The sequence below is a fragment of the Bifidobacterium indicum genome (assembly GCF_036987015.1).
Classification (GTDB): Bacteria; Actinomycetota; Actinomycetes; order Actinomycetales; family Bifidobacteriaceae; genus Bombiscardovia; species Bombiscardovia indica.
In genome coordinates this window covers 899,438-921,275 of sequence record NZ_BTXM01000001.1, presented here as the reverse complement: position 1 = coordinate 921,275, position 21,838 = coordinate 899,438, and the positions used below count along the sequence as shown (strand labels likewise).

At 59.1% G+C, this 21,838-nt stretch carries 20 protein-coding genes and 1 tRNA gene; 9 read left to right on the top strand and 12 right to left on the bottom strand.

Annotation, left to right across the window (positions count from 1 at the left end; genetic code table 11):
* Window positions 1–133: 133 nt before the first annotated feature.
* Window positions 134–1,420, bottom strand: coding sequence for a formate-dependent phosphoribosylglycinamide formyltransferase (purT, locus tag AACP59_RS03960; RefSeq protein ID WP_297316977.1), 1,287 nt, complete (start codon window positions 1,418–1,420; stop codon window positions 134–136).
* Window positions 1,421–1,605: 185 nt separating this feature from the next.
* Between purT and AACP59_RS03955 the strand changes: the two genes are divergently transcribed.
* The 5 genes from AACP59_RS03955 to AACP59_RS03935 all read left to right on the top strand — a co-directional run bounded on the left by AACP59_RS03955 (window position 1,606) and on the right by AACP59_RS03935 (window position 6,542).
* Window positions 1,606–2,658 carry a methionine ABC transporter ATP-binding protein gene (locus AACP59_RS03955; protein ID WP_297316976.1) on the top strand — a complete coding sequence of 351 codons (1,053 nt, stop codon included), beginning with the start codon at window positions 1,606–1,608 and terminating at the stop codon, window positions 2,656–2,658.
* Entirely contained in the window at window positions 2,655–3,335 is a 681-nt protein-coding gene (locus AACP59_RS03950; RefSeq protein WP_297316975.1) for a methionine ABC transporter permease, read from the top strand. Before AACP59_RS03955 ends, AACP59_RS03950 begins: the two co-directional genes overlap by 4 nt.
* Window positions 3,336–3,360: 25 nt before the next feature.
* Window positions 3,361–4,239 (top strand): MetQ/NlpA family ABC transporter substrate-binding protein, encoded by an 879-nt coding sequence (locus AACP59_RS03945; protein ID WP_297316974.1) that lies wholly within the window; start codon window positions 3,361–3,363, stop codon window positions 4,237–4,239.
* 47 nt (window positions 4,240–4,286) lie between these two features.
* Window positions 4,287–5,150: a MetQ/NlpA family ABC transporter substrate-binding protein gene (locus AACP59_RS03940; RefSeq protein ID WP_297316973.1), complete on the top strand. Its 864-nt coding sequence runs from the start codon at window positions 4,287–4,289 to the stop codon at window positions 5,148–5,150.
* A 189-nt stretch (window positions 5,151–5,339) separates the two neighbouring features.
* Window positions 5,340–6,542 (top strand): glycosyltransferase, encoded by a 1,203-nt coding sequence (locus AACP59_RS03935; RefSeq protein ID WP_297316972.1) that lies wholly within the window; start codon window positions 5,340–5,342, stop codon window positions 6,540–6,542.
* 145 nt (window positions 6,543–6,687) lie between these two features.
* On the opposite strand, the gene AACP59_RS03930 is transcribed toward AACP59_RS03935, so the two are convergent.
* Together AACP59_RS03930 and AACP59_RS03925 are read right to left on the bottom strand one after the other, a co-directional pair.
* Window positions 6,688–7,464, bottom strand: a complete 777-nt coding sequence (locus AACP59_RS03930; RefSeq protein WP_297316971.1) for an ABC-2 transporter permease family protein — start codon at window positions 7,462–7,464, stop codon at window positions 6,688–6,690.
* Entirely contained in the window at window positions 7,457–8,422 is a 966-nt protein-coding gene (locus tag AACP59_RS03925) for an ABC transporter ATP-binding protein (RefSeq protein WP_297316970.1), read from the bottom strand. Before AACP59_RS03925 ends, AACP59_RS03930 begins: the two co-directional genes overlap by 8 nt.
* A 154-nt stretch (window positions 8,423–8,576) precedes the next feature.
* Between AACP59_RS03925 and AACP59_RS03920 the strand changes: the two genes are divergently transcribed.
* Both AACP59_RS03920 and AACP59_RS03915 read left to right on the top strand, forming a co-directional pair.
* Entirely contained in the window at window positions 8,577–9,269 is a 693-nt protein-coding gene (locus AACP59_RS03920; protein ID WP_297316969.1) for a response regulator transcription factor, read from the top strand.
* Window positions 9,270–9,280: 11 nt separating this feature from the next.
* Window positions 9,281–10,237 (top strand): sensor histidine kinase, encoded by a 957-nt coding sequence (locus tag AACP59_RS03915; protein ID WP_339352923.1) that lies wholly within the window; start codon window positions 9,281–9,283, stop codon window positions 10,235–10,237.
* A gap of 4 nt (window positions 10,238–10,241) precedes the next feature.
* Here AACP59_RS03915 and AACP59_RS03910 read toward each other — a convergent pair.
* From AACP59_RS03910 to AACP59_RS03870, 9 genes are all read right to left on the bottom strand, one after another.
* Window positions 10,242–10,317, bottom strand: a tRNA-Gly gene (locus tag AACP59_RS03910).
* A 122-nt stretch (window positions 10,318–10,439) separates the two neighbouring features.
* The gene (locus tag AACP59_RS03905) at window positions 10,440–11,489 is read right to left on the bottom strand and encodes an NAD(P)-dependent alcohol dehydrogenase (RefSeq protein ID WP_297316967.1); all 1,050 of its coding nucleotides are present in this window, start codon (window positions 11,487–11,489) and stop codon (window positions 10,440–10,442) included.
* A 256-nt stretch (window positions 11,490–11,745) separates the two neighbouring features.
* Window positions 11,746–12,771 (bottom strand): threonine aldolase family protein, encoded by a 1,026-nt coding sequence (locus AACP59_RS03900; protein WP_339349968.1) that lies wholly within the window; start codon window positions 12,769–12,771, stop codon window positions 11,746–11,748.
* A gap of 260 nt (window positions 12,772–13,031) precedes the next feature.
* A complete protein-coding gene (locus tag AACP59_RS03895; protein ID WP_339349966.1) occupies window positions 13,032–14,441 on the bottom strand; it encodes an NAD(P)(+) transhydrogenase (Re/Si-specific) subunit beta in 1,410 nt (469 codons plus the stop codon).
* Window positions 14,438–14,767 carry an NAD(P) transhydrogenase subunit alpha part 2 gene (locus AACP59_RS03890; RefSeq protein ID WP_339349964.1) on the bottom strand — a complete coding sequence of 110 codons (330 nt, stop codon included), beginning with the start codon at window positions 14,765–14,767 and terminating at the stop codon, window positions 14,438–14,440. The genes AACP59_RS03895 and AACP59_RS03890 overlap by 4 nt, the downstream gene beginning before the upstream one ends.
* The gene (locus tag AACP59_RS03885) at window positions 14,764–15,972 is read right to left on the bottom strand and encodes an NAD(P) transhydrogenase subunit alpha (RefSeq protein WP_339349962.1); all 1,209 of its coding nucleotides are present in this window, start codon (window positions 15,970–15,972) and stop codon (window positions 14,764–14,766) included. The genes AACP59_RS03890 and AACP59_RS03885 overlap by 4 nt, the downstream gene beginning before the upstream one ends.
* A 176-nt stretch (window positions 15,973–16,148) precedes the next feature.
* Window positions 16,149–16,991: a hypothetical protein gene (locus tag AACP59_RS03880; RefSeq protein WP_339349960.1), complete on the bottom strand. Its 843-nt coding sequence runs from the start codon at window positions 16,989–16,991 to the stop codon at window positions 16,149–16,151.
* Between the two features lie 509 nt (window positions 16,992–17,500).
* Window positions 17,501–17,905, bottom strand: coding sequence for a hypothetical protein (locus tag AACP59_RS03875; RefSeq protein WP_339349958.1), 405 nt, complete (start codon window positions 17,903–17,905; stop codon window positions 17,501–17,503).
* A gap of 569 nt (window positions 17,906–18,474) precedes the next feature.
* A complete protein-coding gene (locus AACP59_RS03870) occupies window positions 18,475–20,619 on the bottom strand; it encodes a KAP family P-loop NTPase fold protein (protein WP_339349956.1) in 2,145 nt (714 codons plus the stop codon).
* A 300-nt stretch (window positions 20,620–20,919) separates the two neighbouring features.
* On the opposite strand from AACP59_RS03870, the gene AACP59_RS03865 reads away from it, so the two are divergent.
* Together AACP59_RS03865 and AACP59_RS03860 are read left to right on the top strand one after the other, a co-directional pair.
* The gene (locus tag AACP59_RS03865; protein WP_339349955.1) at window positions 20,920–21,339 is read left to right on the top strand and encodes an SRPBCC family protein; all 420 of its coding nucleotides are present in this window, start codon (window positions 20,920–20,922) and stop codon (window positions 21,337–21,339) included.
* A complete protein-coding gene (locus AACP59_RS03860) occupies window positions 21,332–21,784 on the top strand; it encodes a MarR family winged helix-turn-helix transcriptional regulator (RefSeq protein WP_339349954.1) in 453 nt (150 codons plus the stop codon). The genes AACP59_RS03865 and AACP59_RS03860 overlap by 8 nt, the downstream gene beginning before the upstream one ends.
* Window positions 21,785–21,838: the final 54 nt, after the last annotated feature.

The window sequence follows — 21,838 nt, the reverse complement described above, 5'->3', positions numbered from 1 at the left end:
GGACGAGGCCAGAATAGCAAGGGCAAGTTACAAACACGGGTCTTTCAGGAGGGGTCGGCGTGGCGGTGGAATGACCCCCTGATCACAGTGGTACCAAGTCTTCCCGCCTGGACAATCCGAGGGAATCATAGCCTTACTCCACCTGTGCCCGAAGGGCCCGGACCACCTGGTCGGCTCTTGCCCTGGCCTGGGTCTGGTCTGCCCCCTGGGCCAGGGCCACGGCCATCCTTCTGCTGCCTTCCACCAGGGGCTTGGAGAAGATGCGCAGATCGGTTCCCGGGTATGCCAGTGCCTGGGGGACTCCGGTGAAGGTGACCTGTCCATGGCCCCGGACCAGGACCGCCTGGCTTGCCGCGGACCAGCCAGGGGGCAGGGTGAGCTCTAGATCCTCCCGGTGAACGGGGATGCCCAGGATGGCTCTGGCATGCAGGTCGAATTCCGAGAGCCGCTGGGAGATCATCGTGACCATGCCCGTGTCGTGTGGCCGGGGGGAGACCTCATTGAAAAGGACACGGCCGTCCTTGAGGACGAAGACCTCCACACCGTAGACCCCCCAACCGGTCTCGCCCTGCTTCCTGGCCAGGTCGGTCATGGCCCGGATCAGTTTTTCCGCCATGTTCGATGCCTTCTCCAGGATGGGCCTGTCCAGACCGGAGGGCTGCCAGGACTGGCGATAGTCGCCGTCCTCCTGGCACTGTCCGATGGGTTCGCAGGTGGCGATTCCTGCGCTGGAGGAGATGGTCAGGACGGTCAGTTCGTGTTCGAGGGGGGCCAGGGCCTCGACGATGACCCTGCTGGGCTGGTCCTTCCGGCCACGGGCGCGCCCGCCTGTCTGGGCTGTCCGCCAGGCCTCCTCCAGGTCTCCGGGATCGCGGACCAGACTCTGCCCATGCCCGGATGAGCTCATGACCGGTTTGATCATGCAGGGGAAGCCCACCGCTTCAGCCCCCTGTCGGAGGTGATCCAGGTTCTGGGCGAATCGGTAGGGTGTCGTATCCAGCCCCACCGTGTCGTGGGCGAAGGTGCGCAACGCCTGCCTGTCCATGCACATGGCGGCCATTCCGGAGGCCGGGACCACCTGGATGCCCCGGTCGGCGGCCCAGGCCAGCTGGTCGGTGGCTATGGCCTCCACCTCGGGCACGATCAGGTCCGGTTCGATCTGTGCGATCAGGTCCCGTAAAGCCTTTGGATCGGACATGGGCAAGACCCTGAAGGAGTGAGCCACCTGTGTTGCCGGGGCGCTCGGGTAGGAGTCGACGGCGCAGACCCAGGCACCCAGACGGATCAGGCTGATGCAGATTTCCCGTCCCAGTTCGCCGGCCCCGAGGAGCAGAACCCTGGTGGGACGACTGCCGAGGGGGTTGCCGAGGGGACGATCATTGATGGACGAGAATTCGTTGGGCACGACGGAATCGGTCATGGTCCCATTCTGCCATGGGTTCCCACAGGAGGGATGGCACGGCAGGGTGTCGTTTCCGTGCGTGCCTTCCGGCGCGTTTTTCCATCGACCGATAAGCGCTCATAAATAAGACCTATAGGGGTGGGCCTGGTCCAGTGACGTGGCGGATATTACTATGACACTCAGTCGACATGGAAGGCGGGAAGGTGAACCATCGGATACCTGTGGTGGAGATTCGCAATCTCACCAAGATTTATCGAAGCGGTGAGGAAGAAGACAAGACAGCCCTGGCTGATGTCTCTCTGGATATCGATGCTGGTGACATCTTCGGCGTTATCGGCCTGAGTGGGGCTGGCAAATCCACTCTGGTGCGGTGCATCAATGGCTTGGAAGGTTATGACTCAGGCAGCGTCAAGGTGCGGGGCCGGGAGGTGCAGGATCTGACTCCCGCAGATCTGCGCTCCCTGAGGCAACGTACCGGTATGATCTTCCAGCACTTCAACCTGATGCCCTCCCGCACGGTAGCGGGTAATGTGGAGCTTCCTCTCCTCGAGGGGAGTGTGTGGAAGCACCAGCGGGCAGCCAGGGTAGCGGAACTGCTGGAACTGGTAGGTTTGTCGGACCTCGCCGACCACTACCCCGCAGAGCTGTCCGGCGGTCAGCAACAGCGTGTTGCCATCGCCAGGGCCCTGGCCAATGAGCCGGATATTCTACTGAGTGATGAAGCCACCAGCGCCTTGGATCCCAACACGACAAAGTCCATCCTCCAGCTTTTGCGTGATCTCCACGACAGCCTTGGTATTACGGTGGTCCTGATCACCCACGAGATGTCCGTCATCAGGCAGATCTGCAACAAGATTGCGGTCATCGATCACGGAACCATCGTCGAACAGGGGAAGGTCTTCGATGTCTTCGCCGACCCCCAGGCCCAGCTGACCAAATCCTTCATAGCCACTACATCCAACCTGGATAAGATCACCGACCTCCTGGCGCAGGATTCGCCTCTGGTGGCCCTGGAACCCGGTCAGGTCATCCTGCGTATGTCCTACGTATCCAAGGAGGTCTCCGAGGCCCTGGTCTCGTATATCTCACGCGCCTTCGACCTGGATGTCAATATAATTTTCGGAGACATCGACGTGGTCGACGGATCCCCCCTGGGCGGCCTGGTGGTAAAGATCGCCGGGACCGATGACCATATCAAAGGTGCGCTGGAATACCTGAAGTCGCGCAATATCGGAATCGAGATACTCAAGTCATGACGTCTTTGCTGAACGCCTGGTTCCCCAATGTGATGAGCCGGCTCCCCGAGTTCTTCAACAGTCTGGTCCAGACCCTGGTCATGGTCGGTGTCTCCGGGGTCATCTCCTTCTTCCTTTCCCTGATCATCGGGGTGGGGCTGATCGTGACCCGTCGCAATGGCATCCGTCGCAACGGGGTCGTCTTCAACATCCTGGACAAGCTGATCGACCTCTTCAGGTCCATCCCCTTCATCATCCTGGCTGCCGCCCTGGTGCCGGTGACCAGGTTGCTTATGGGTACCGCCATCGGCCCCAAGGGTGCCATCTTCCCCCTGGTCGTGGGCATCACCCCCTTTTTCTCCCGGCAGATCGAGTCCGCTCTGGCGGGACTGGACCCGGGATACATCGAGGCCGCGGAATCCATGGGAATGTCCACCTGGCAGATCATCTGGCATGTCTACCTGCGCGAGGGCATCCCCGCCATCATCCGGGTGACCACGATCACGATCGTCAGCCTGGTGGGGGAGACGGCCACGGTGGGTATTGTCGGTGGTGGCGGACTGGGCGACTTCGCCATCAGGCTGGGCTACCAGCGGTACATGTACGACGTGACCATCGCCACGATCATCGTCCTGGTCATTTTCATCGCCCTGATCGAGCTCTTCGGTCGGCTCCTGGCCGAGGTCATCGAGCATTGAGCACCCAAGCGGAAGGTTGAGCAAGGTGGCAGATCGCAGACGTGCAGGCAGGAAGAGTCGCGCCAGGAGGGAACTGGTGGCCCTGGGCCTGGTCATGATCCTGCTCCTGGCGGCGGTCGTCGGGGCTGATTTCCGGCTCAACCGGGCCAGTGCGGGAACCAGGACCGTCACGGTGGGGGTCATCGGCAGCTCGGACGACCAGATCTGGAAGGCGGTCCAGGAGGAGTTGGACCGCCGCAACGAACACATCAGGATCGTGCTCAAGCCCTTCCAGGATGCCATCTACGTCAACCAGGCCACGGCCAACCGGGAGGTGGACTTCAACGCCGCCCAGCATTACGCCTACCTGGAGGATGACGTCAAGACCAACCACTACAGGCTCTCCGTCATCGGTGACACCTACATATCCCCGATGAACCTCTACTCCAAGCGGTACTCCAAACCCTCCCAGTTCCAGGACGGCGACAAGGTGGCCATACCCAACAACGCCACCAACATGGGACGTGCCCTGAAGGTCCTGGCCGATGCCGAACTGATTGGTCTGCGCGACCCCAAGGCCACCAACCCCCTGCCCGAGGATGTGGTCGAGAACCCCAAGCACCTGCAGATCGAACAGGTCGACCCGGCCGGTATCCTCAACCTCCTGCCCGACTACGCCGGTGGGGTGACCAACGCCAACTTCGTTGTGGATGCTGGTAAGAGCGTACATGACGCCATCCACGAGGTCCCCTACGACCTGGAGAACCCGGCCAACAAACCCTACATCAACATCATCGTCACCACCAGGGATCAGAAGGACAACCCCATCTACGCCAAGGTGGTCAGCGCCTACCATTCCAAACATGTCGCCGACACGATCACCAGGGTCTACAAGGGGGCCTGCGTGCCCGCCTTCAAGGTCTGATGCACCGGTAGCGGGCGGAGAAAGACCCAAGAGAAGAGGGGTGGAGTATGGCTAACAGGAGAACCCGGGCCAAGAGGGAACTGGCGGCCGTGTCCGCGGTCATGGTGATTGTGGCGGTCCTGATGGGATTGGCCTATGTGCGCATCAACCGGCCCGCCCTGGGGGAGCGGGAGATCAGCATCGGTGTGGTGGGCAACGCCGACGAGGAGATATGGAAGGCTGTCCAACACGAGCTTGACGCCCGCGATACCGGGCTCAGGGTGCGGCTGAAGTCCTTCCAGTACGGCCGCTACGCCAACCAGGCCCTGGCCAACAGGGAGATCGATCTGAACGCCTTCCAGCATTACGCCTTCATGGAGCAGGAGTCCCGGAAGAACGGCTACCGTTTCGCCGCCATCGGCGACACCTATATCTCGCCGCTCAACCTCTATTCCAAGCGGTACTCCAGCCCTGACCAGATCAGGCAGGGGGATCGCCTGGCCATCCCCAACGATCCGATAGACCTTGGTCGGGCCCTGAAGGTCCTGGACAGCGCCGGACTGATCGGGTTGCGCGACCCCAAGGCCACCACGCCCGTCCCGGAGGATGTGGTCGACAACCCGCTGGGCCTGGTCCTGGACCAGGTGGACCCGACCGGCATCGTGAACGTCCTTCCCGACTATGCCGCCGGCATCACCAACACCAACTTCATCATCGATGCAGGCATGAAGGTCGATGATGCCATCTACCAGGTGCCGGGAGGTCTCGAATCGCCGGCCAACCACCCCTATGTGAACATCATCGTGGCCAGGGCGGCAGACAGGGGCAACCCCACCTATGCAACCCTGGTCTCCGCCTATCACAGCACGTATGTGGCCGATGCCATCACCCGCTACTACAAGGGTGCGGCTGTTCCGGCCTTCCGACCCTGAAGGATCGTGGTGGTGGAAAGGCCCGGGTTGAGCGGTGCTGCAACCAGGATTGACGGAATAGGGTAGGGTGCCGGAAACCGGCCCGGCGGATTCGACCGGGGGAACTCCACTGCCGGGCCGGGCATTGGCCGGGTTTGCGCCCACTGTGCGGTGTCCAGTATGGCTGGTGATATGGGGCCGGAGGCCATCATGATGAAGATCCCTGCCGCCGACCCGCCTGCCACGGGCGGCGATGGCAATGATGAACGAGGCCGGGGCGGGGCCCTGACACTGGCGCTGGTCCTTGATTCCTTCGGCAACCAGGGCAACGGCACTTCGAACTCCGCGCTTCAATATGCCCAGGAGCTCCGCGCCCAGGGGCATGAGGTCCGCCTGATCGGTCTGGGTGCCCCCTCCTACGGAGCCCGGGTCCATCGGATCCCCCTGGTGTCATGGGTCGCCGCCAAGCAGCAGATGAGTTTCGCCCGGGCGGATCCCGAGCTCTTCAGGAGGGCCTTCGCCGGGGTCGACCTGGTGCACATCTACACCCCCTTCGCCTTCGGCCGCGCCGCCCTTGGCCAGGCGCGGAGGATGGGCATCCCGGTGACGGCCGGCTTCCACATCCAGCCCGAGAACATCACCTATTCCAGTGGTCCCATCCGCTTTCTGCCGGGGGTTGATTCAGCCATATACCAGCTGTTCCGGCACTGGCTCTATGGGCATGTGGACCATATCCACGTGCCCACACGGCTGACGGCCGATCTTCTGCGGTCACACGGGTATGAGGCGCATCTCCATGTGATTTCGAACGGTTACCAGGCCAGGTTCAACCCCGGAACGCGCTACGACAGGTCTTGTCGGGGCCGGACCTTCCATATCGTGGCCTCGGGAAGGCTTGCCGGGGAGAAGGACCACGCCACCCTGATCCGGGCCCTGTCCCGGTGCCGTCACAGGGATGAGATCACCTTGACCATCGCCGGCACAGGGCCCTTGGAACACCGGCTCAAGGCGGAGGCCGCCGAACTGCTTGGTGAGGGTGCGGTCTCCATCGGTTTCCACCCCAACGGGAACATGCCTGATCTTCTCCGCCAGGCCGATCTCCTCGTCCATCCCTCCATCGCCGATCTGGAATCGGTAAGTGTGCTCGAGGGTATGGCCTGCGGGGCGGTGCCGGTCATCGCCCAATCGGACCTCAGCGCTGCAGGACAGTTCGCCCTGACCCCCAACTCACTCTTCCCCGCCCGCCAGGATCAGGTCCTGGCCGACCGGATTGATTGGTGGTTCGAGCATCCCGACCTTCTCGACCACTGGTCCAGGGAGTACGCGGAGCATACCAGGACCGTCTACTCCGTCCGGGCATGCGTGCGGCAATTCGTCGGTATGGCTCGACAGGCTATTCGCGATTACCGCTGAACGGCACACTCTCGTGCGGTTTCCCCTCGTCGGTGTCAGATCCTTTCTGGGCCTACTCCACAAGCCGGTTCCCTGTTCTGGCTGAGCCTGGTTGCCGTAACCGTGCAGTCGAGATTGTCTCGCATCCTCATGGCGGGGCTGCCCCTCAGATTTCTTTCCTGGACAAGATCAGGGCCGATCCGATGACGGACGCCAGGACCACTCCCAGGGATACCCCGGTGTAGATCCAGGCCTGGTAGACCTTGAGGGTGCCGATGGCGATCTGTTCAGCGAACCCGACGAAGTCGAGGTATTTCAGCCACTTCCAGTTCAGGTTCGTGACCAGTAGGCCGATCAGTATCGGCCACACCACGATCAGGACCGCCGGAAGGACCGTGGATTGGGTCAGGACCAGCAGGACGATACCCAGGCTGATGATGACGGAAATGCAGAAGCCGACCGATACCGTCATGGTTGCCGTATCCCGACACAGGACGGCCCAGGTTGCGCCCGGCTTCCTTCCCAGGGCCAGGCCTGTGGCCAGGATGGAGATGAAGTAGCACAGGGTCAGGAGGAGGATATCCGCCAGGATGGTCACGTACTTGCCCAGGATGAACTGGATGCGTGAGATCCCCGATGTCAAAGTGTTCTTCAGGGTGTGCTGGCTGTATTCACAGCCGATGACGATGACGAAGACCGCGATGTACAGGTAGATCAGCGTGGTGGCGGAGTCGGCACCTAACTGCATGCCCGTTTTGACGGTCCAGGTTCCGTTGGTGATTTCCAGGAGTCGGTGGCTGTATTCCGGGCCACCCGTGCTGATTCCAATAGTGGTCTTCGACCAGGTGGACCAGATGCCCAGGGCCACGGTGCACACCAAAAGAAGCATCATGCCGAAGGAGTGTCGCTGTCTATAGAAATCGGCTCTGATCTGATTAATCATTATCGCCTCCCTGGTTCCGGTGGTCCTGAGTGGCGGGTCCCCGCTGTTCCGGGTCGTGATTGAGCAGGTCCATGAAATAGTCCTCCAGCGATCCTTTCTGGTCGTTGATGTGATTGACCAGAACACCTTCCTCCACCAGGAGCCGGTTGAGGGGGCCTGGTTCCAGATGCTGACGTCTGATCAGGATCCGGTGATCATCCATGACCTGGAAGGGGGTGATGCCCTCGCGGTCCAGGATCATGGCGGCCCTGGCGCTCTGATCCACATCCAGCAGGATGCCGGCCTGATTGACTCTGTCGAGTTCCTCTCTGGTCACCTCCTTGATGAGTCGGCCATGGCTGATGAATCCGAACCTGGAGGAGACCAGGTAGAGCTCGCTCAGGATGTGGCTGGATATGAGGAGGGTCGTCCGCCTTTCCTTGCTGAGTCTGGCCAGCAGCTGTCTGAACTCCATGATTCCTGCCGGGTCCAAGCCATTGATGGGCTCGTCCAGAATGAGGAGATCGGGGTGGGGAAGAATGGCCATGGCCAGCCCCAGACGTTGCCGCTGGCCTAGTGAGAGTTGACCGGCGCGGGTCCTGGTCTTTTCGCTCAGACCAACGAAGCCCAGGGTTTCGTCGATGGCGCCCTCGTCGATCAACCCGTGCTGGATGGCGACCAGTTTCATGTTCTGTCCGACGGTAAGCCTGGTGAAGGCAGCCGGGGTTTCGATGACCGAGCCGATTCTGCCCAGGATGCGGCTGTTCTGGCCCAGGGTGCTTCCCATCAGGCTTATCCTGCCCTCCTGCATGGGGGAGAGCCCGGTAATCAAGCGCATCAGGGTGGTTTTGCCGGCCCCGTTCTCGCCGATCAGACCATAGATGTCGCCCCTGGCTATGGTGATGCTGACATCATCCAGGGCCTGGAAACGACCGAACCGTTTGCTGACATGGCTGATGTCCAGAATGGTATTGGCCATGGGGTTCCTTTCTGCTTGGGACTACCTACGACCTTAGGATGGCTTTCTTACCCCCGAGTCAAGGAATCATTAAGGATAACATAAATCCTCCTCCCATCGGCCGGTCTGGCCTGACGATTTCGGTAGCATGGGGGTGAGTGGGGAAAGGAGAGGCATGCCGACGATTCTGGTGGTGGAGGATCAGGAGGATATCCAGGCCCTGCTCAAGGATGTGTTGGGCGGGACCTACAGGGTTGTCCAGGCCAGGACCGGGGCGCAGGCCCTGACCCGTTTCCAGGAGGAGGAACCGGACCTGGTCCTCCTGGACCTGATGCTCCCGGTGGTGACAGGCGACAGCGTGCTCAAGGCCATCCGTCGTAGGTCATCCGTTCCGGTCGTCGTCCTCACGGCCGTCCAGGACAAGACTAGAACCGTCGCTCTCCTGGACCAGGGAGCCAACGACTATGTGACCAAGCCCTTCGACATCGACGAGCTCCGCGCTCGCGTCCAGGTGCAGCTGCGTCAGTCCGGAGCCATCGTGGTCGGGAAGGATGCCGCTGAACTGCCTGATCCCAAGGTCAGCTTCGAGGGAATCGAACTCGACCGCATGGAGCATACGGTCAGTGTGGATGGGCACCAGGTCGATCTGGCCCGGAAGGAGTTCGCCATCCTGGAGCTCCTCATGGACCATCCCCACCAGGTCTTTGCAAAGGAAGCCCTCTACCGCGAGGTGTGGAACCAGCCCTATATCAATGCTGAGAACACCCTGAACGTCCACCTGAGCACCCTGCGGACCAGCCTGAACAGGTATGCTGGGGACCAGCGCTACATCGTGTCGATCTGGGGCATTGGTGTCCGCCTGGTCTGAGGTCAGGCGGGATGGCATATGACGACGGGAAGGAGGACCGCGAAGACGGGACCTGTGGAGGTGGGGCTGTGAGCCTGGCAGTGCTTGCCCTGGGACTGATTGTCCTCGTTCTGGTGGTTGTCCTCGGATTGCTGGTTGCGGACCTGAGAAGGATCAGCGCCGACCTGGACTACATCAATCATCGTGATACGAACGCATCGGTGACCGTCGACTCCAACTGTGGGTCCATCCGTACCCTGGCCGGTCGGATCAACACCGGTCTGGACAAGACCCGACGACTGCAGGTCGCCCAGGCCGAGCAGGCCAGGCAGGTACGGCAGATGCTGACCAACCTGACCCATGACATCAAGACCCCGCTGACCGTGGCCAGGGGGTACGCCCAGCTGCTCAAGGAGGGACCGACCGACCGGGATCAGCTGGATCGGATCCTGAACAACCTGGAGTCGGTGGACCATTACCTTCATTATCTGATGGATTTCAACCTGATCCAGGAGAAGAAGGTGGCCCTCGACCTGAGCCGGGTGAACCTGTCCGCCCTGGTCCAGGAGGAGCTCTTCAACGTCTTTGACGCCCTGACCGAACGGTCCGTCACCGTGGAACCCGGGATCCAGGCCGGGGTGGAAGTGACCACGGACCAGACCATGATGCGGAGGGTCGTGCAGAACCTGATTGGCAACTGGCTCAAGTATGCGCAGGGCTCTGCCTGGATTGAGCTGAACAAGGAGCAGGGAAGGATCCATCTGGACTTCGGAAACAAAACCGGGGGCAAGCAGGTGGATGTGAACAGGCTCATGGAGCGGTTCCAGACCGACGACCAGTCACGGACCGTGACCCGAAGCACCGGCCTGGGGCTGAGCATCGTCGATTCCCTGGTGGATTCGCTTGGCGGTTCCATGACCCTGGAGGCCGGAGAGGGAGTCTTCCTGGTCCATCTGCTCCTGGAGGATACCCCGCACAGGGAGGGTTGAACCGTGGAGCGGGCAACGGGACTCGGACCCGCGGTCTCGACCTTGGCAAGGTCGCGCTTTACCAACTAAGCTATGCCCGCACAACTGATGCCTGGCAGAAATCCGCTCAGGCATGTTCCAAGTATACCGAAGGGGTGGACGGCCCCGGTCGGGTAGCGGGGCGAACCTCGGACCGGCCCGGGCCGTCCTCTCAGGAGCCTGGTCAGGGCCTCCCGTTGGGGAGGACCACCGCCCTGGCCGACAGCTTGTTATCGACCAGATTGTGGTAGGCCACCAGGGCATCGTCCATGGAATAGGTCTCGATCTCGGTCTGGATCTGCCCATTGCGGTACATGTTGGCCACATCGTAGAGCTCGGGGATGGACCCCCAGTAGACCCCCATGAGTTCCTGTTCCCAGGGCTTGGAGTACCAGTCGTACTCCGCCTTGCCGCCTGCGATGCCGACCACGGTGACCCGTGACCCGGCGGCTCCGGCCGCCTGGGCTGCTGCGATGGTGGGGGCGATCCCCACGAAGTCGAAGGCGGCGTTCACCCCCTCGCCATGGGTGATCTTGCGGATCTCCTTCAGCTCGTTCTCGTCACTGGGAACGGTTATGGCCCCCTTGGCCTCGGCCTTGGCCAGGGCTTCGGGCTTGGTGTCGGTGGCGATGATGGTGGCGCCGGTCAGGGCGTGGAGTATCTGGATGGCGATCTGGCCCAGGCCACCCAGGCCGATGACCAGGGCGTACTTGCCGCCACCGCCCAGGTGGGGCATGCTGGCCTTGATGGCGTGATAGGGGGTCAGGGCCGCGTCGGCCAGGGGGGCGGCGCCGATGGGATCGGCATCGCCCAGGGGAACCAGGTTCCGCACCGGGACGGTCATGTACTCGGCCATACCCCCGTTCCGGCCCAGGCCAAGGGCCAGGGATTCGTTGGTGGCCGCGCTGGAGCAGTAGTTCTCCTGGCCGGCCACGCAGTGGGGGCAGTGGCCGCAACCGGTCGGGCCATAGACCAGGTAGGCGTCCCCCTTCTTGATCCCTTGCACGTCGGGGCCCAGCTCATCCACCCAGCCTGTGGTCTCATGGCCCAAAATGAAGGGCGGCTTGGTGTGGGTGCCGGTTTCCGGGGTGTATTCCTGGAAGACGGAGACATCGGAATGGCAACAGCCTGCGCCGGCGACCTTGAGCGTGACCTCGCCGCTGCCCGGCTGTGGTTTGGGCATGTCCTTCAGAACAGGGAATGTGTTGTACTCCTCGAATACGACTGCCTTCATGTGGGTTCCTTTCGTCCTTGAATCGGTATTGACCTTCGGAGGAGACTGCTTCGTCTCCTTCTTCCCCAAGCGCCAATACCTCGATTCTATTGAGGAAAGAATGCGCGACAGTCCGGTTTGACTGTGAGAAAGTAGATACCCGGAGCCCCTGTGATTTTGGCCACAATTCCCTTCTCCACACCCCTGATTGGGGTAGTGCCGGGGTGAAGGGAGGGGCTGGACCGTGTCAAGCCCAGCCGTCCCAGGGCCGTCGGGCTCAGAGCAGATCTATCAGGGCCAGGGTGTCCTCCTTGGAAGTGGCCCATGAGGTGGCCAGACGGATGACCGTATGGTCCGCGTCCTTGCGCTCCCAGAAGTCGAACTTGACCCTTCTGGCCAGATCCTCCATCCGTTGGTTGTCCACGACGACGAAGGTCTGGTTGGTGGGGGAGTCCATATAGGTCTCGTACCCCTTCGCCCTGAGCGCCTCCTTGATCAGGCCGGCCGTCTCGATGGCATTGCGGCTGATGCGCCGGTAAAGGTCATTGGTGAAGAGGGCGTCGAACTGGACGCCCAGGAGCCTCCCCTTGGCCAGGAGTGCCCCGCGGCGCTTGATCATGGTGCTCATATGCTCTGGGGCATCACCCGTGGGGAAGACCACCGCCTCTCCGCAGAGGGCTCCGACCTTGGTGCCGCCGATATAGAAGATGTCGCACAGTTCGGCGATGTCCTTCAGATCCACATCGGTTCCCGGAGCCACCAGACCATATCCCAACCGTGCCCCATCCAGGTAGAGGGGAATCTCATACCTGTGGCAGATCTTCGACAGTTCCTGGAGCTCCTGCCTGGTGTAGAGGGTGCCGTATTCGGTGGGATGGGATATGTAGACCATGCCGGGGAAGACCATCTGCTCGTGGTTGCCATCGGCATAGAAGCCCTCCAGGTAGGTCTCCAGGGTGTCCGGCCTGATCTTCCCCCGGTCTCCCGCCACCGTCAGGACCTTATGGTCGATGGCCTCGATGGCGCCAGCCTCATGAACGTTTACGTGCCCGGTGTCTGCGGCCACAACGCCCTGCCAGGGTTTGAGGGTGCAGGAGATGATGGTCTGGTTGGTCTGCGTCCCGCCCGCCATGAAGAAGACCTGGGCCCCGGGGCAGGCGCAGGCCTCGGCGATTTTTTGGGCGGCCGAGCTGCAGTACCGGTCCTTGCCGTAGCCGGGAAGCTGCTCCATATTGGTGTCGATCAGCCTTTGGAGGACATCAGGGTGGGCGCCTTCGGAATAGTCGTTGACGAATGAGAGCATGTCTGTCCTTTCAGCCTGGTCTCCATCCCGGAACCTGCCGGTGATGCGAGTTCAATCCCTATCAGCATATGGCTCCGGGTTCCCGTTGGGGTCGGCGGAGGGTCGGTCTACGGGTGGGCAAGCCAAAGCCCGGGTTTTCGGAACTGGTTTCGTGCGCTCCGGTCGCCCGGCGGTTGGTGCGGACAGGTTCGTGGATTCAATGAAATGGCCAGGGCATGAAAATCGATGTCCTGGCCATTCTTCGCAATCTCTTCAGGGGATCAGGCGATCAGTTCCTTGACGGCGGCGATGATGGCCTGGAGGCTGGCCTTGGCGTCGTTGAAGAGCATCTGCGTGTTCGGATTGAAGTAGAGCTCATTCTCGATGCCGGCATAGCCTTTGCCGCGTCCGCGCTTGAGGACGACCACGTTCTGGGACTTGTCCACGTCGAGGATGGGCATGCCCGATACCGCGGTTCCCGGTCTGCGCGCGGCCGGGTTGGTCACATCGTTGGCGCCGACCACCAAGGAGACATTGGCCGATGGGAACTGTGGATTGATCTCATCCAGGTCCACCAACTCCTCATAGGGAACGTTGGCCTCCGCAAGGAGAACATTCATGTGTCCGGGCATACGACCGGCCACGGGGTGGATGGCGTAGGAGACCTCCACGCCCCTGCCCTTGAGGAGTTCGCCCAGATCGGCCAGCTCACGCTGTGCCTGGGCCTGGGCCAGACCGAACCCGGGAACGAAGATGACCTTGTCGGCATAGACCAGTTGCACGGCCACGTCATCCGGGGTCGTTTCCCGCATGGTGCCCTGGGCACCCTGGTCCTGGGCATCAGCGGAGGAGGACCCACCGAAGCCCCCGGCCAGGACGCTGAGGAGGGGACGGTTCATGGCCGCGGCCATCAGGACGGACAGGGTTGCTCCGGCCGCACCCACCAGGGCGCCGGCCACGATCAGGGCCACATTGTCGATGGCCAGGCCGTTCATGGCGACGGCCGTACCAGTGCAGGCGTTCAGGACGGAAATGACCACCGGCATGTCGGCGCCGCCGATGGGGATGACGAAGACCAGGCCGTATCCCAGGGCGAAGAGTGCGGTCAGCAGGGCCCAGAGCATCCGCCGTTCCGGATTCAGACAGAGCATGACCAGGGAGATGACCGTAAGCAGGGCGAAAGCCACATTCCATACGGCCTTGGCCGGCAGTTTCAGGTTCTTGACCAGGCCGATACCCTGCAGCTTGCCGGCCGCCACCAGAGATCCGGTGAAGGTGATGGACCCGATGACCACGCCCAGACCGGCCGTGATCAGAACGACCAGGGTGGGGGAGCCCTCGGAGGTCAGGATGTCGTTCAGTGCGACCAGGGCGGCCGCTCCACCTCCGACCGTGTTGAAGATGGATACCAGCTGGGGCATGTCCGTCATCTTGACCTTTTCGGCCGAGTAAACCCCCGCCAGGGCCCCGATCAGGATGCCGGCCACCAGGAGGATGATGGCCATGGAGGATGTGAATCCCGTGGCGAAGAGGTGGATGAAGGCCATGGCCACGGCGATGACCATGCCCACCGCCGAGACCCGGTTACCCCTGCGGGCCGTCTTGGGCGAGTTCATGAAGTGCAGCCCCATGACGAACATGACGGCCGAAAGCAGGTAGACGAACCAGGTGATGATGTCGAGGGCGTTCACTTGCCTGCCTCCTCGTCATCCTTGGATGCCTTGGCACCCCTGTCCGGTTTGGATGATTTGAACATCTCCAGCATCCTGTCGGTGACCACATACCCGCCGACCACGTTCATGGTGCCTAGGATGGCCGCCAGGAAGATGAGGACATAGGAGAGCGGGGAGTGGGCCTCGGCGGCGATGATGACCACACCGACGATGACGATGCCGTGAATGGAGTTGGCTCCGGACATCAAAGGGGTGTGGAGGGTGGCCGGAACCTTGCCGATCACCTCCACGCCGATAAGCAGGGCCAGGATGAAGAGGGTAATTGCTATGACCAGGGAGTTCATGCGTCTTGACCTTTCGCTTCGGCGGCTGTAGGGGTTTCAGCCGTGTCGGACCCTGCCCCATCCGCCCCTGCGGCTGAGCCGGACCTGGGAGCCGCGGCCACCACCAGCGCCTGGTCTATCTCATCGTCCGGGTCCATGCTGAGGGATCCGTTGCGTACGAAGTGCACCAGTACGTCGGCCACGTTCCGGGCCAGCAGGTTGGAGGCCGTTGTGGCCACACCACTGGCCAGGTAGGGGGCGCCGATCATGATCACTCCGCCATCGGTGGTGTGGGTTCCCACCTGGGACCCCTCCACGTTTCCGCCCAGATCGCTGGCTGCGCAATCCACCACCACGGCTCCGGCGTGCAGGTTGGCCACACCCTTGGCCGTCAGGAGCCTGGGGGGTTTGCCTCCGGGAACCTTGGCCGTGGTGATGATCACGTCGAAGCCGGCGGCCTTGGTGTCCACGGCCTCCTGCTGCCGGGCCTGCTCCTCCTCGGTCAGCTGACGGGCGTAACCGCCCTCACCCTGCCCCTTGGAGAAGTCAAGTCCCAGATCGAGGAACTCGGCACCCAGGGATTCAACCTCCTGCTTGGAGGCCGGGCGCACATCGTAGGCGGTGACGACCGCACCCAGGCGCTTGGCCGTGCCGATGGCCTGAAGGCCGGCAATGCCGGCACCGAGCACCAGTACCTTGGCCGGGCGGATGGTGCCTGCCGCCGTGGTCATCATGGGGAAGAAGGAGCCATAGGCATCGGCGGCCACCAGTGCCGCCTTGTACCCCATGACCGAATTCTGCGAGGTCATCTCGTCCATGGACTGGGCCGAGCTGAGCTGACGGGGCAGTCGTTCCATGGCGATGCCGACCAGGCCGGCCTTGTCGAGTTCGGCCAGGTACTTCTGGTCGGTGAATGACCCCAGCATGCCGATCACCCAGGTCCCTGGCTTGATCTGGCTTATCAGTTCAGGATCGGGGCGGTCCACGAACTCCAGTACTGATGCCTTGTCCAGGATCGTCGCCCTGTCGGTGATTCGGGCGCCCGCCTGCCTGTAGTCATCATCCTGGAAGCGTGACGGTATCCCCGCTCCGGATTCCAGCATGCAGGTGATGCCTTGTTTGCTGAGTCGTGTCACGATGTCCGGTGTCAGAGCCACTCGTGACTCATCATGGCCTGTTTCATCCAGTACACCGAGCACGACCGCAGTGTCATTGGGTCCGCTCATAGGTTTCCTTTCCAACCACTTCGATGTGTGAGGAATAACATGCTTGATTATACGTGGCTGTGGCGATGAGATCCGGTCGCTAGGGCGGTGCGGGCACCTGATGTGGCTGCCTTGCCGGTTGCCTTAGCCACCACTGTCCCGACGTCAATGAGGGTGGTTTTCATCTGCCTAATCAATCATTGGTTTTGAGGCGAGCGGGTTCCTTCCTGGCCCTTCTCCCTCGTATCCTGAGATTGCGAGGCTTTGGTTGAGGAAGGCTTATGCCGGTAAATCAAGGCGAAAGCGGCTATGGTTTCAACCATCGTGGCAAGGATCCAGGCAATAATGACCGGGTTCTGATACTTTTGCACCGACCCCATTCTGGTGAAGATGAAGACGTCCATAATAAAGGTCTGCAGGACCAGAAGAACCGCGGTCACCACAACGGTTGTGTTATGCCGGTCGGTCCCGGAGCCTGATTCGGGGGCCTTGTCGGGGGGTTGAAGGCTTGCGTAGGAGAGTACCCAGATACCGATTCCAAAGAGCACCGCAGCCAGGGGGATGGAGAAGAAGATTGGCAGGGTGCTCAAGCTGAGTCCCAAAGCCGCCACCAGGAAAGCGGCAGCCACTCCAAGATAGAATGAACCAAGATTCTTGGTCTTGCCGTGCCTGTCAGTAACCCCGGTTCCTGCCTGTTCCTTGTTTGAACGTCTTCTGTTATGTTGAGTCTTGTCGGTGTTTACTTCGGTGGATTGTTCCTTCTTGGATTGCGATTTGTCGGGCGGGTTTGTCCGCTTCGCCCCGTCGTTGCTGGTTTCTTGATTGTCGGCCGAACTTGTATCAACCGCTCCCGTATGCGCTTCAGTAGTTTCAGGGGCGAGTTCCTCAGAATCAGAATCGTTCGATTCGGTATCACCGGGTTTATCCCTGTCTGATGATTCCTTATCGGTTTCGGTTGTATTGGGCTCCTCAATGTCGCTGCTGTGAGTCCTGTACCGATTCTGATGCCGGTCGTTCTCTCTGTTCTGCTTGCTGCGCATGGTAATGACCTCCACTGGATAATCACCTGAAAAATCCGAGGGAAGAAGAAGCCCGCCCGAATCTTCAGGGCTATGTGACTGCCTTTTCTTTCATTCTATGTAGCAGTGAACGGCAAATTGCGCATTGAAGCAATGGACTCAGCCGAATGTTTGTTGCAGTCCTGATCTTGGATATCTTAGGGGGAAACCGTATGACTTGGCATATTTCGATTGCAATTAGGAGTATGGAAAAAGCGATGCACGACATTCCTTTTCCTCACCGGAAAAACAGCCAGTGGGAGTCAAGCCTGTAGCAGGATTGTTCCTTTGTGGCCATGGGATCGGGCGGCTGTCCAATCAGCAAGGGGGGTTTACCGGCACATCACATGCATGATTACCGACAGTTTGATCTTCGGTGTCTCATCATCAACTGTATGGCTGTCCTTGAATTCAAGTCCGAAATTGGCCGGACCGGGAGAGGGAGTATACCGGTCCGGAGAGAGTATCTTGTGTTGAAAAGGACCCATGAATCAAGCCATGGTGGCAAATCTGGCCTGAGCTTCCGCATCCACATTCCAAGGGCGTCCAAGTCGGTTACATGCGTCTTGGATGGACTTATACATGGTTAGCAGTGAGAGGTAGTTCCACCGCTTCAGTGAACCCTTCCCCTGATTCTGACCGGAATGATGAGGAATCAGTATGATTCTCCAGTCCTCGCCATCCGTAAGCTCGTCTGCATGCCTCATCGCGGTGTCATAGTCATGTCCTACAACCAGCCAGATTGGTTTCCTGGCTCCAAGTGTTTCAGCCTCCTTGCGTAGGATGCTGATCATGCCCGATTCAAGTCTGGTTCTCTCCTCCTTGTTCAGGGTGGAGAGTGCCTTGTTGAGTTCGATGCTGGACTGGGTGGCCATGCCCTTCCAAAAATCGGTCACCCACGCACCTTGTAGGGGAGTCCCATCCACGGCCCTGGCTAGACGGAATACACCGTTTGATCCCCGATTTATATGCTCATCACCATGTGCCACGACCCAAGACTCATCGTCCGTGGTAAAGGGAGGCGTATGGAAATTGTGCCAGACCGGATACTCGCCACCGTATGGGACCCAGATTTCAGTCCCGTCCTCGCTTGCCTTTCCGGCCCAGTTCATCTCGACAATGATGAAGTCGGCGTTGATGGTTCCTCGCAGATGCTTCCACTGCTCTGACAAGGAGCCAGGTGGATCGACCCCCAGGTCTTTACCCAGGTACGTGGCCCAGGTGCCTACATCCGAAAGGTGGAGCCCATCCAGGTTGTCGGCAAGTGTTGTCGAATTCCTGTTGGTCAGTAAGCTCGGATAATTTCCGAACGAGTTGCGCTGCTCATCGGTCAGAATCGGAGTGGTGGTGAGTCTCGAAAATGTATCTAAATCAATGTCGTGCGTGTTAATTGTCTCTCTTCTCGGCAGAGAGGCGAGCAAATCGTATAGGTGAAAGACCCGCCACTCTGTATGAATCAGGGTTACTAGGCCATTCTTATCGGATATCCCTGTGCTTGGAAGTACTCGATCAACGGCCTGTGTACGCATTCGCCAACGGCCTTGGGTCCGGGTTTGAACCCACACCACCAGTCAATGGAATAAGCCTGGTCTGAGTCATTGATGTGGAAGTCAAGCTTATGCTCGGCTGCTGGTTTATCATCTACATCCAAGAGTAATTCTGGGTAGAAGGTAGGAATTAGTTCCGCATGGCCGGTATCTTGCATGCACTTGGTTATCTCTTTTGCGAAGGCAGCTTCGAACTCTTCCTTTGTCGCAAAGTTGTGCTCTTCCTGATATCTCTTTCCAATGAGTCTCAGCAGTTGATGCTTGGTGTATTTCTTTTTGTTGTCATCCCAATACCACTTTGAAGAATCCCTGTTTGACATGTCAACATGCTTGATGATCTTGTCTGCATCGTCCTCTGCATCCGTACCAGTGACGGCGAATCTGATCAGATCTCGGGCGTTGGTCGCTTTCATTCTTCCTATCGCCTGATACGGGTTATCCGGGCTGAATGTCAGATAATTCTGCAGATTTTTCAGGTCATCCTGACTGGTCAACCCGATGTTGTACTTCTGGTTGAGCATTTCAATAGGAGACGTCTCATCTTCGGACGCATTGGCGTCGCAAATTTCCGTGACCAGCGGTAGATCCGCAAAGGTTGATGCACTCGGATCATCCTCCGTATCATCGATATTTCGAATCAGCCTGGATTGAAGACTCGGCCAGGCGACCTGCATACCCAGAAAGTAAGTGAAGTTTTTCAACGTATCCGCTTTATCATTAGGGTCATGAAGCTTGTCCCAATATATATAAGAGAGCAGAAGGAAGGTGTTCAGGAAACGTTTGGTCTGGCGGGGGTTGGAACGTAGCGGTCCTTGGACAATGAAACGAATACCCTCGGTGAGATTATCGTTGATCCAATTGTCCTTTTCTAATTTCTCCCAATCTGTGCCTATCAGTTCTTTGATTGGGTTGTTCTCTTCATCCTTGTTGGCTAACCCATTGGAAGGTATCCAGAAGGGAATCTGGATGATTTTTTCAAGATACTTTTCCCCATCCATCTGGTTGCCATACTCGTGCTTCAAGGCCTTGATGATCTGGCTGTGATCAAGGGCCAGGATAAATACCATGCCGGATCTGTCAGACAGCATACTGATTGTTTCAACGGCCTGTACCAATTCCTTGGAGTTGCACCTGTCCAAATCATCGATCATGACAATCAGGCGTTTATTATTCTCATTGAGTAGTGATGAGATTGCATCCAGATTCTTGCTCAGCTGATCGGAAGACGAAACGTTTAATCCCCTGACGAGAGGGTCCACGGACTGATCGTCAGCCGTGCCTGAGTTTCCTGAATCGTTTGCTGAAAAGCTGAATGCACCCAAGGAGAAAGGCATCTGGAAGGTAAAGTTACCTTTTTTCAGGGTAGTGATAACCGACTTGGTAATGAGTTGACCAGTGCTGGTCAGTAGGGTTTCCAACTTATTATGGAAATCCTTGTCCCTGGGATCTTCGTCAGAGGCTGTTGTGGCTTTTCCATTTTCCGCGACAGCATTGCCCATGCTGTACAACATTGATGCGGCGAGCTGCTGGTTGTTTTCCTGATGCCAGGCATTGAAGTTCACAATGATGCACCGGTTTTTCTTGTCCGACTCCTGAATGCGGTTACGGAGGGCTTTCAACAGGGTGGATTTTCCGCTGCCCCATGGTGCAAAGATGCCGATGGTCAGAGGAGTGTTGTCGGTGGCCTTTTCGCCGCTATTGACCAGGGCTGCCAATGCAGCTGCATAACCTGTAAAATCCTCGGATGGCTTGTCCGAAGGTCTGTCGTTAATGAATGGAATGGCTTCAGGCCGACCGTACTGGCTTTCGGAAGTTTCTGGTTGCATTATATCGGCTGTCATCTTCTTTGATTCTGTGTCAGCGGCTGAAGTGTCTGAACGTTGGTTTTCATAGGAATGCGAGGTGGTCGCGGCCGAGATTGGGGCGGGGGTTGACTCTTTCCCGGCCTTATCGACAGACGGGGCTTGATCATCGGTGATCGGATTATCGTTACTCGTATCTGAATTATTCCTCAAATTTCTTAACCCAAACATGTTTTGGTTTACCAGGCTTTCTCTCGTCATAGTTTCACAACACCGATTGTCTCGCGCGGTACCATAACTCAAGCCGCGTTCAAGCCAACAATCTGCACATTGACTTCCCAACCTGCGCTTTGTGCCATGTGATCTTCGATTATTCGACTTTCTATAGGCATTTGCAAATTTGAGGCCAATCCTGTGTCGGTTCAACTACCGCATATTCGAGTTTCCCGGTAATGAACCTGTGCCCGGGCATATAGATGCTTCGAATAGACGAGGTCATGGCAGTATTTGCAAAAATGATATGTATTTGTATAATATAAGTACTTATAAAATGGAGGAATCATGAAGTTTACTTATGAGATGATTACGGATGTTCCGATGGACAGGCTGTGGCCCTACTATGCGGATGTCAAGCGCTGGTTCGCCTGGGAGAACGACCTGGAGGACATAGATCTGGACGGCGATTTCATCACCGAAACCACCGGTCGGATGACCATGACAGGGCAGCCTCCGATGCCCTATGAACTGGTCGAAGTCGGGGAGGGGAGGTCATTTACCGACAAGTCGACCGTTCCCGGGGTCGGTGATGTCTACTTCGCCCATGAACTTGAGGAAAGGAACGGCGGTACGCTGATCAGGCACTCGGTGGAGTTGGTGCCGGTCGGGGGAGTGGATACTCCGGACGCGGCCAAGGCGGCTGCGGGTATCTTTTCCGATGTGCCGGACTCGGTCTTCGCTTTGATAGAATCTGTGTGTGAGTGATTTCCCGTCCGAATTTGGCCAGAATGCCTCGGGTTCCGTCGGCCTGTCCTTCATCAGGGTCTACAACCTCTGGCACAAGCAGGTCAAGGAGGCCCTGAGGGGCATAGGCCTGACCCATCCCCAGTATGTGGTGCTCGCATCGCTGGGTTATCTGGCCCAGTCGGGAGATGAGGTCAGCCAGGTGGATATCGCCAGGAACTTCGACATCGATGTGATGACGGTATCCACCATCCTGCGCAACCTGGAGCGGGACGGACTGGTGACCAGGCGGACCTCCTCCGATGATCAACGCGCCAAGACTGTCCAGATGACGGCTTCGGGCCGGTCTAGCCTGAAACGCGCCCTCCCGCTTGTAGAGGGAATCGACGCTGATTTCTTCGGGCTTTTGGGGACGGATGAGTCCGCCTTCAACTCGATGCTGTTAAGGCTGGCAGGCATATGTTAAGCATATAGGCACTAAAATGTATCGAAGGATAAACTAGGTAAAAGAGACCAACTT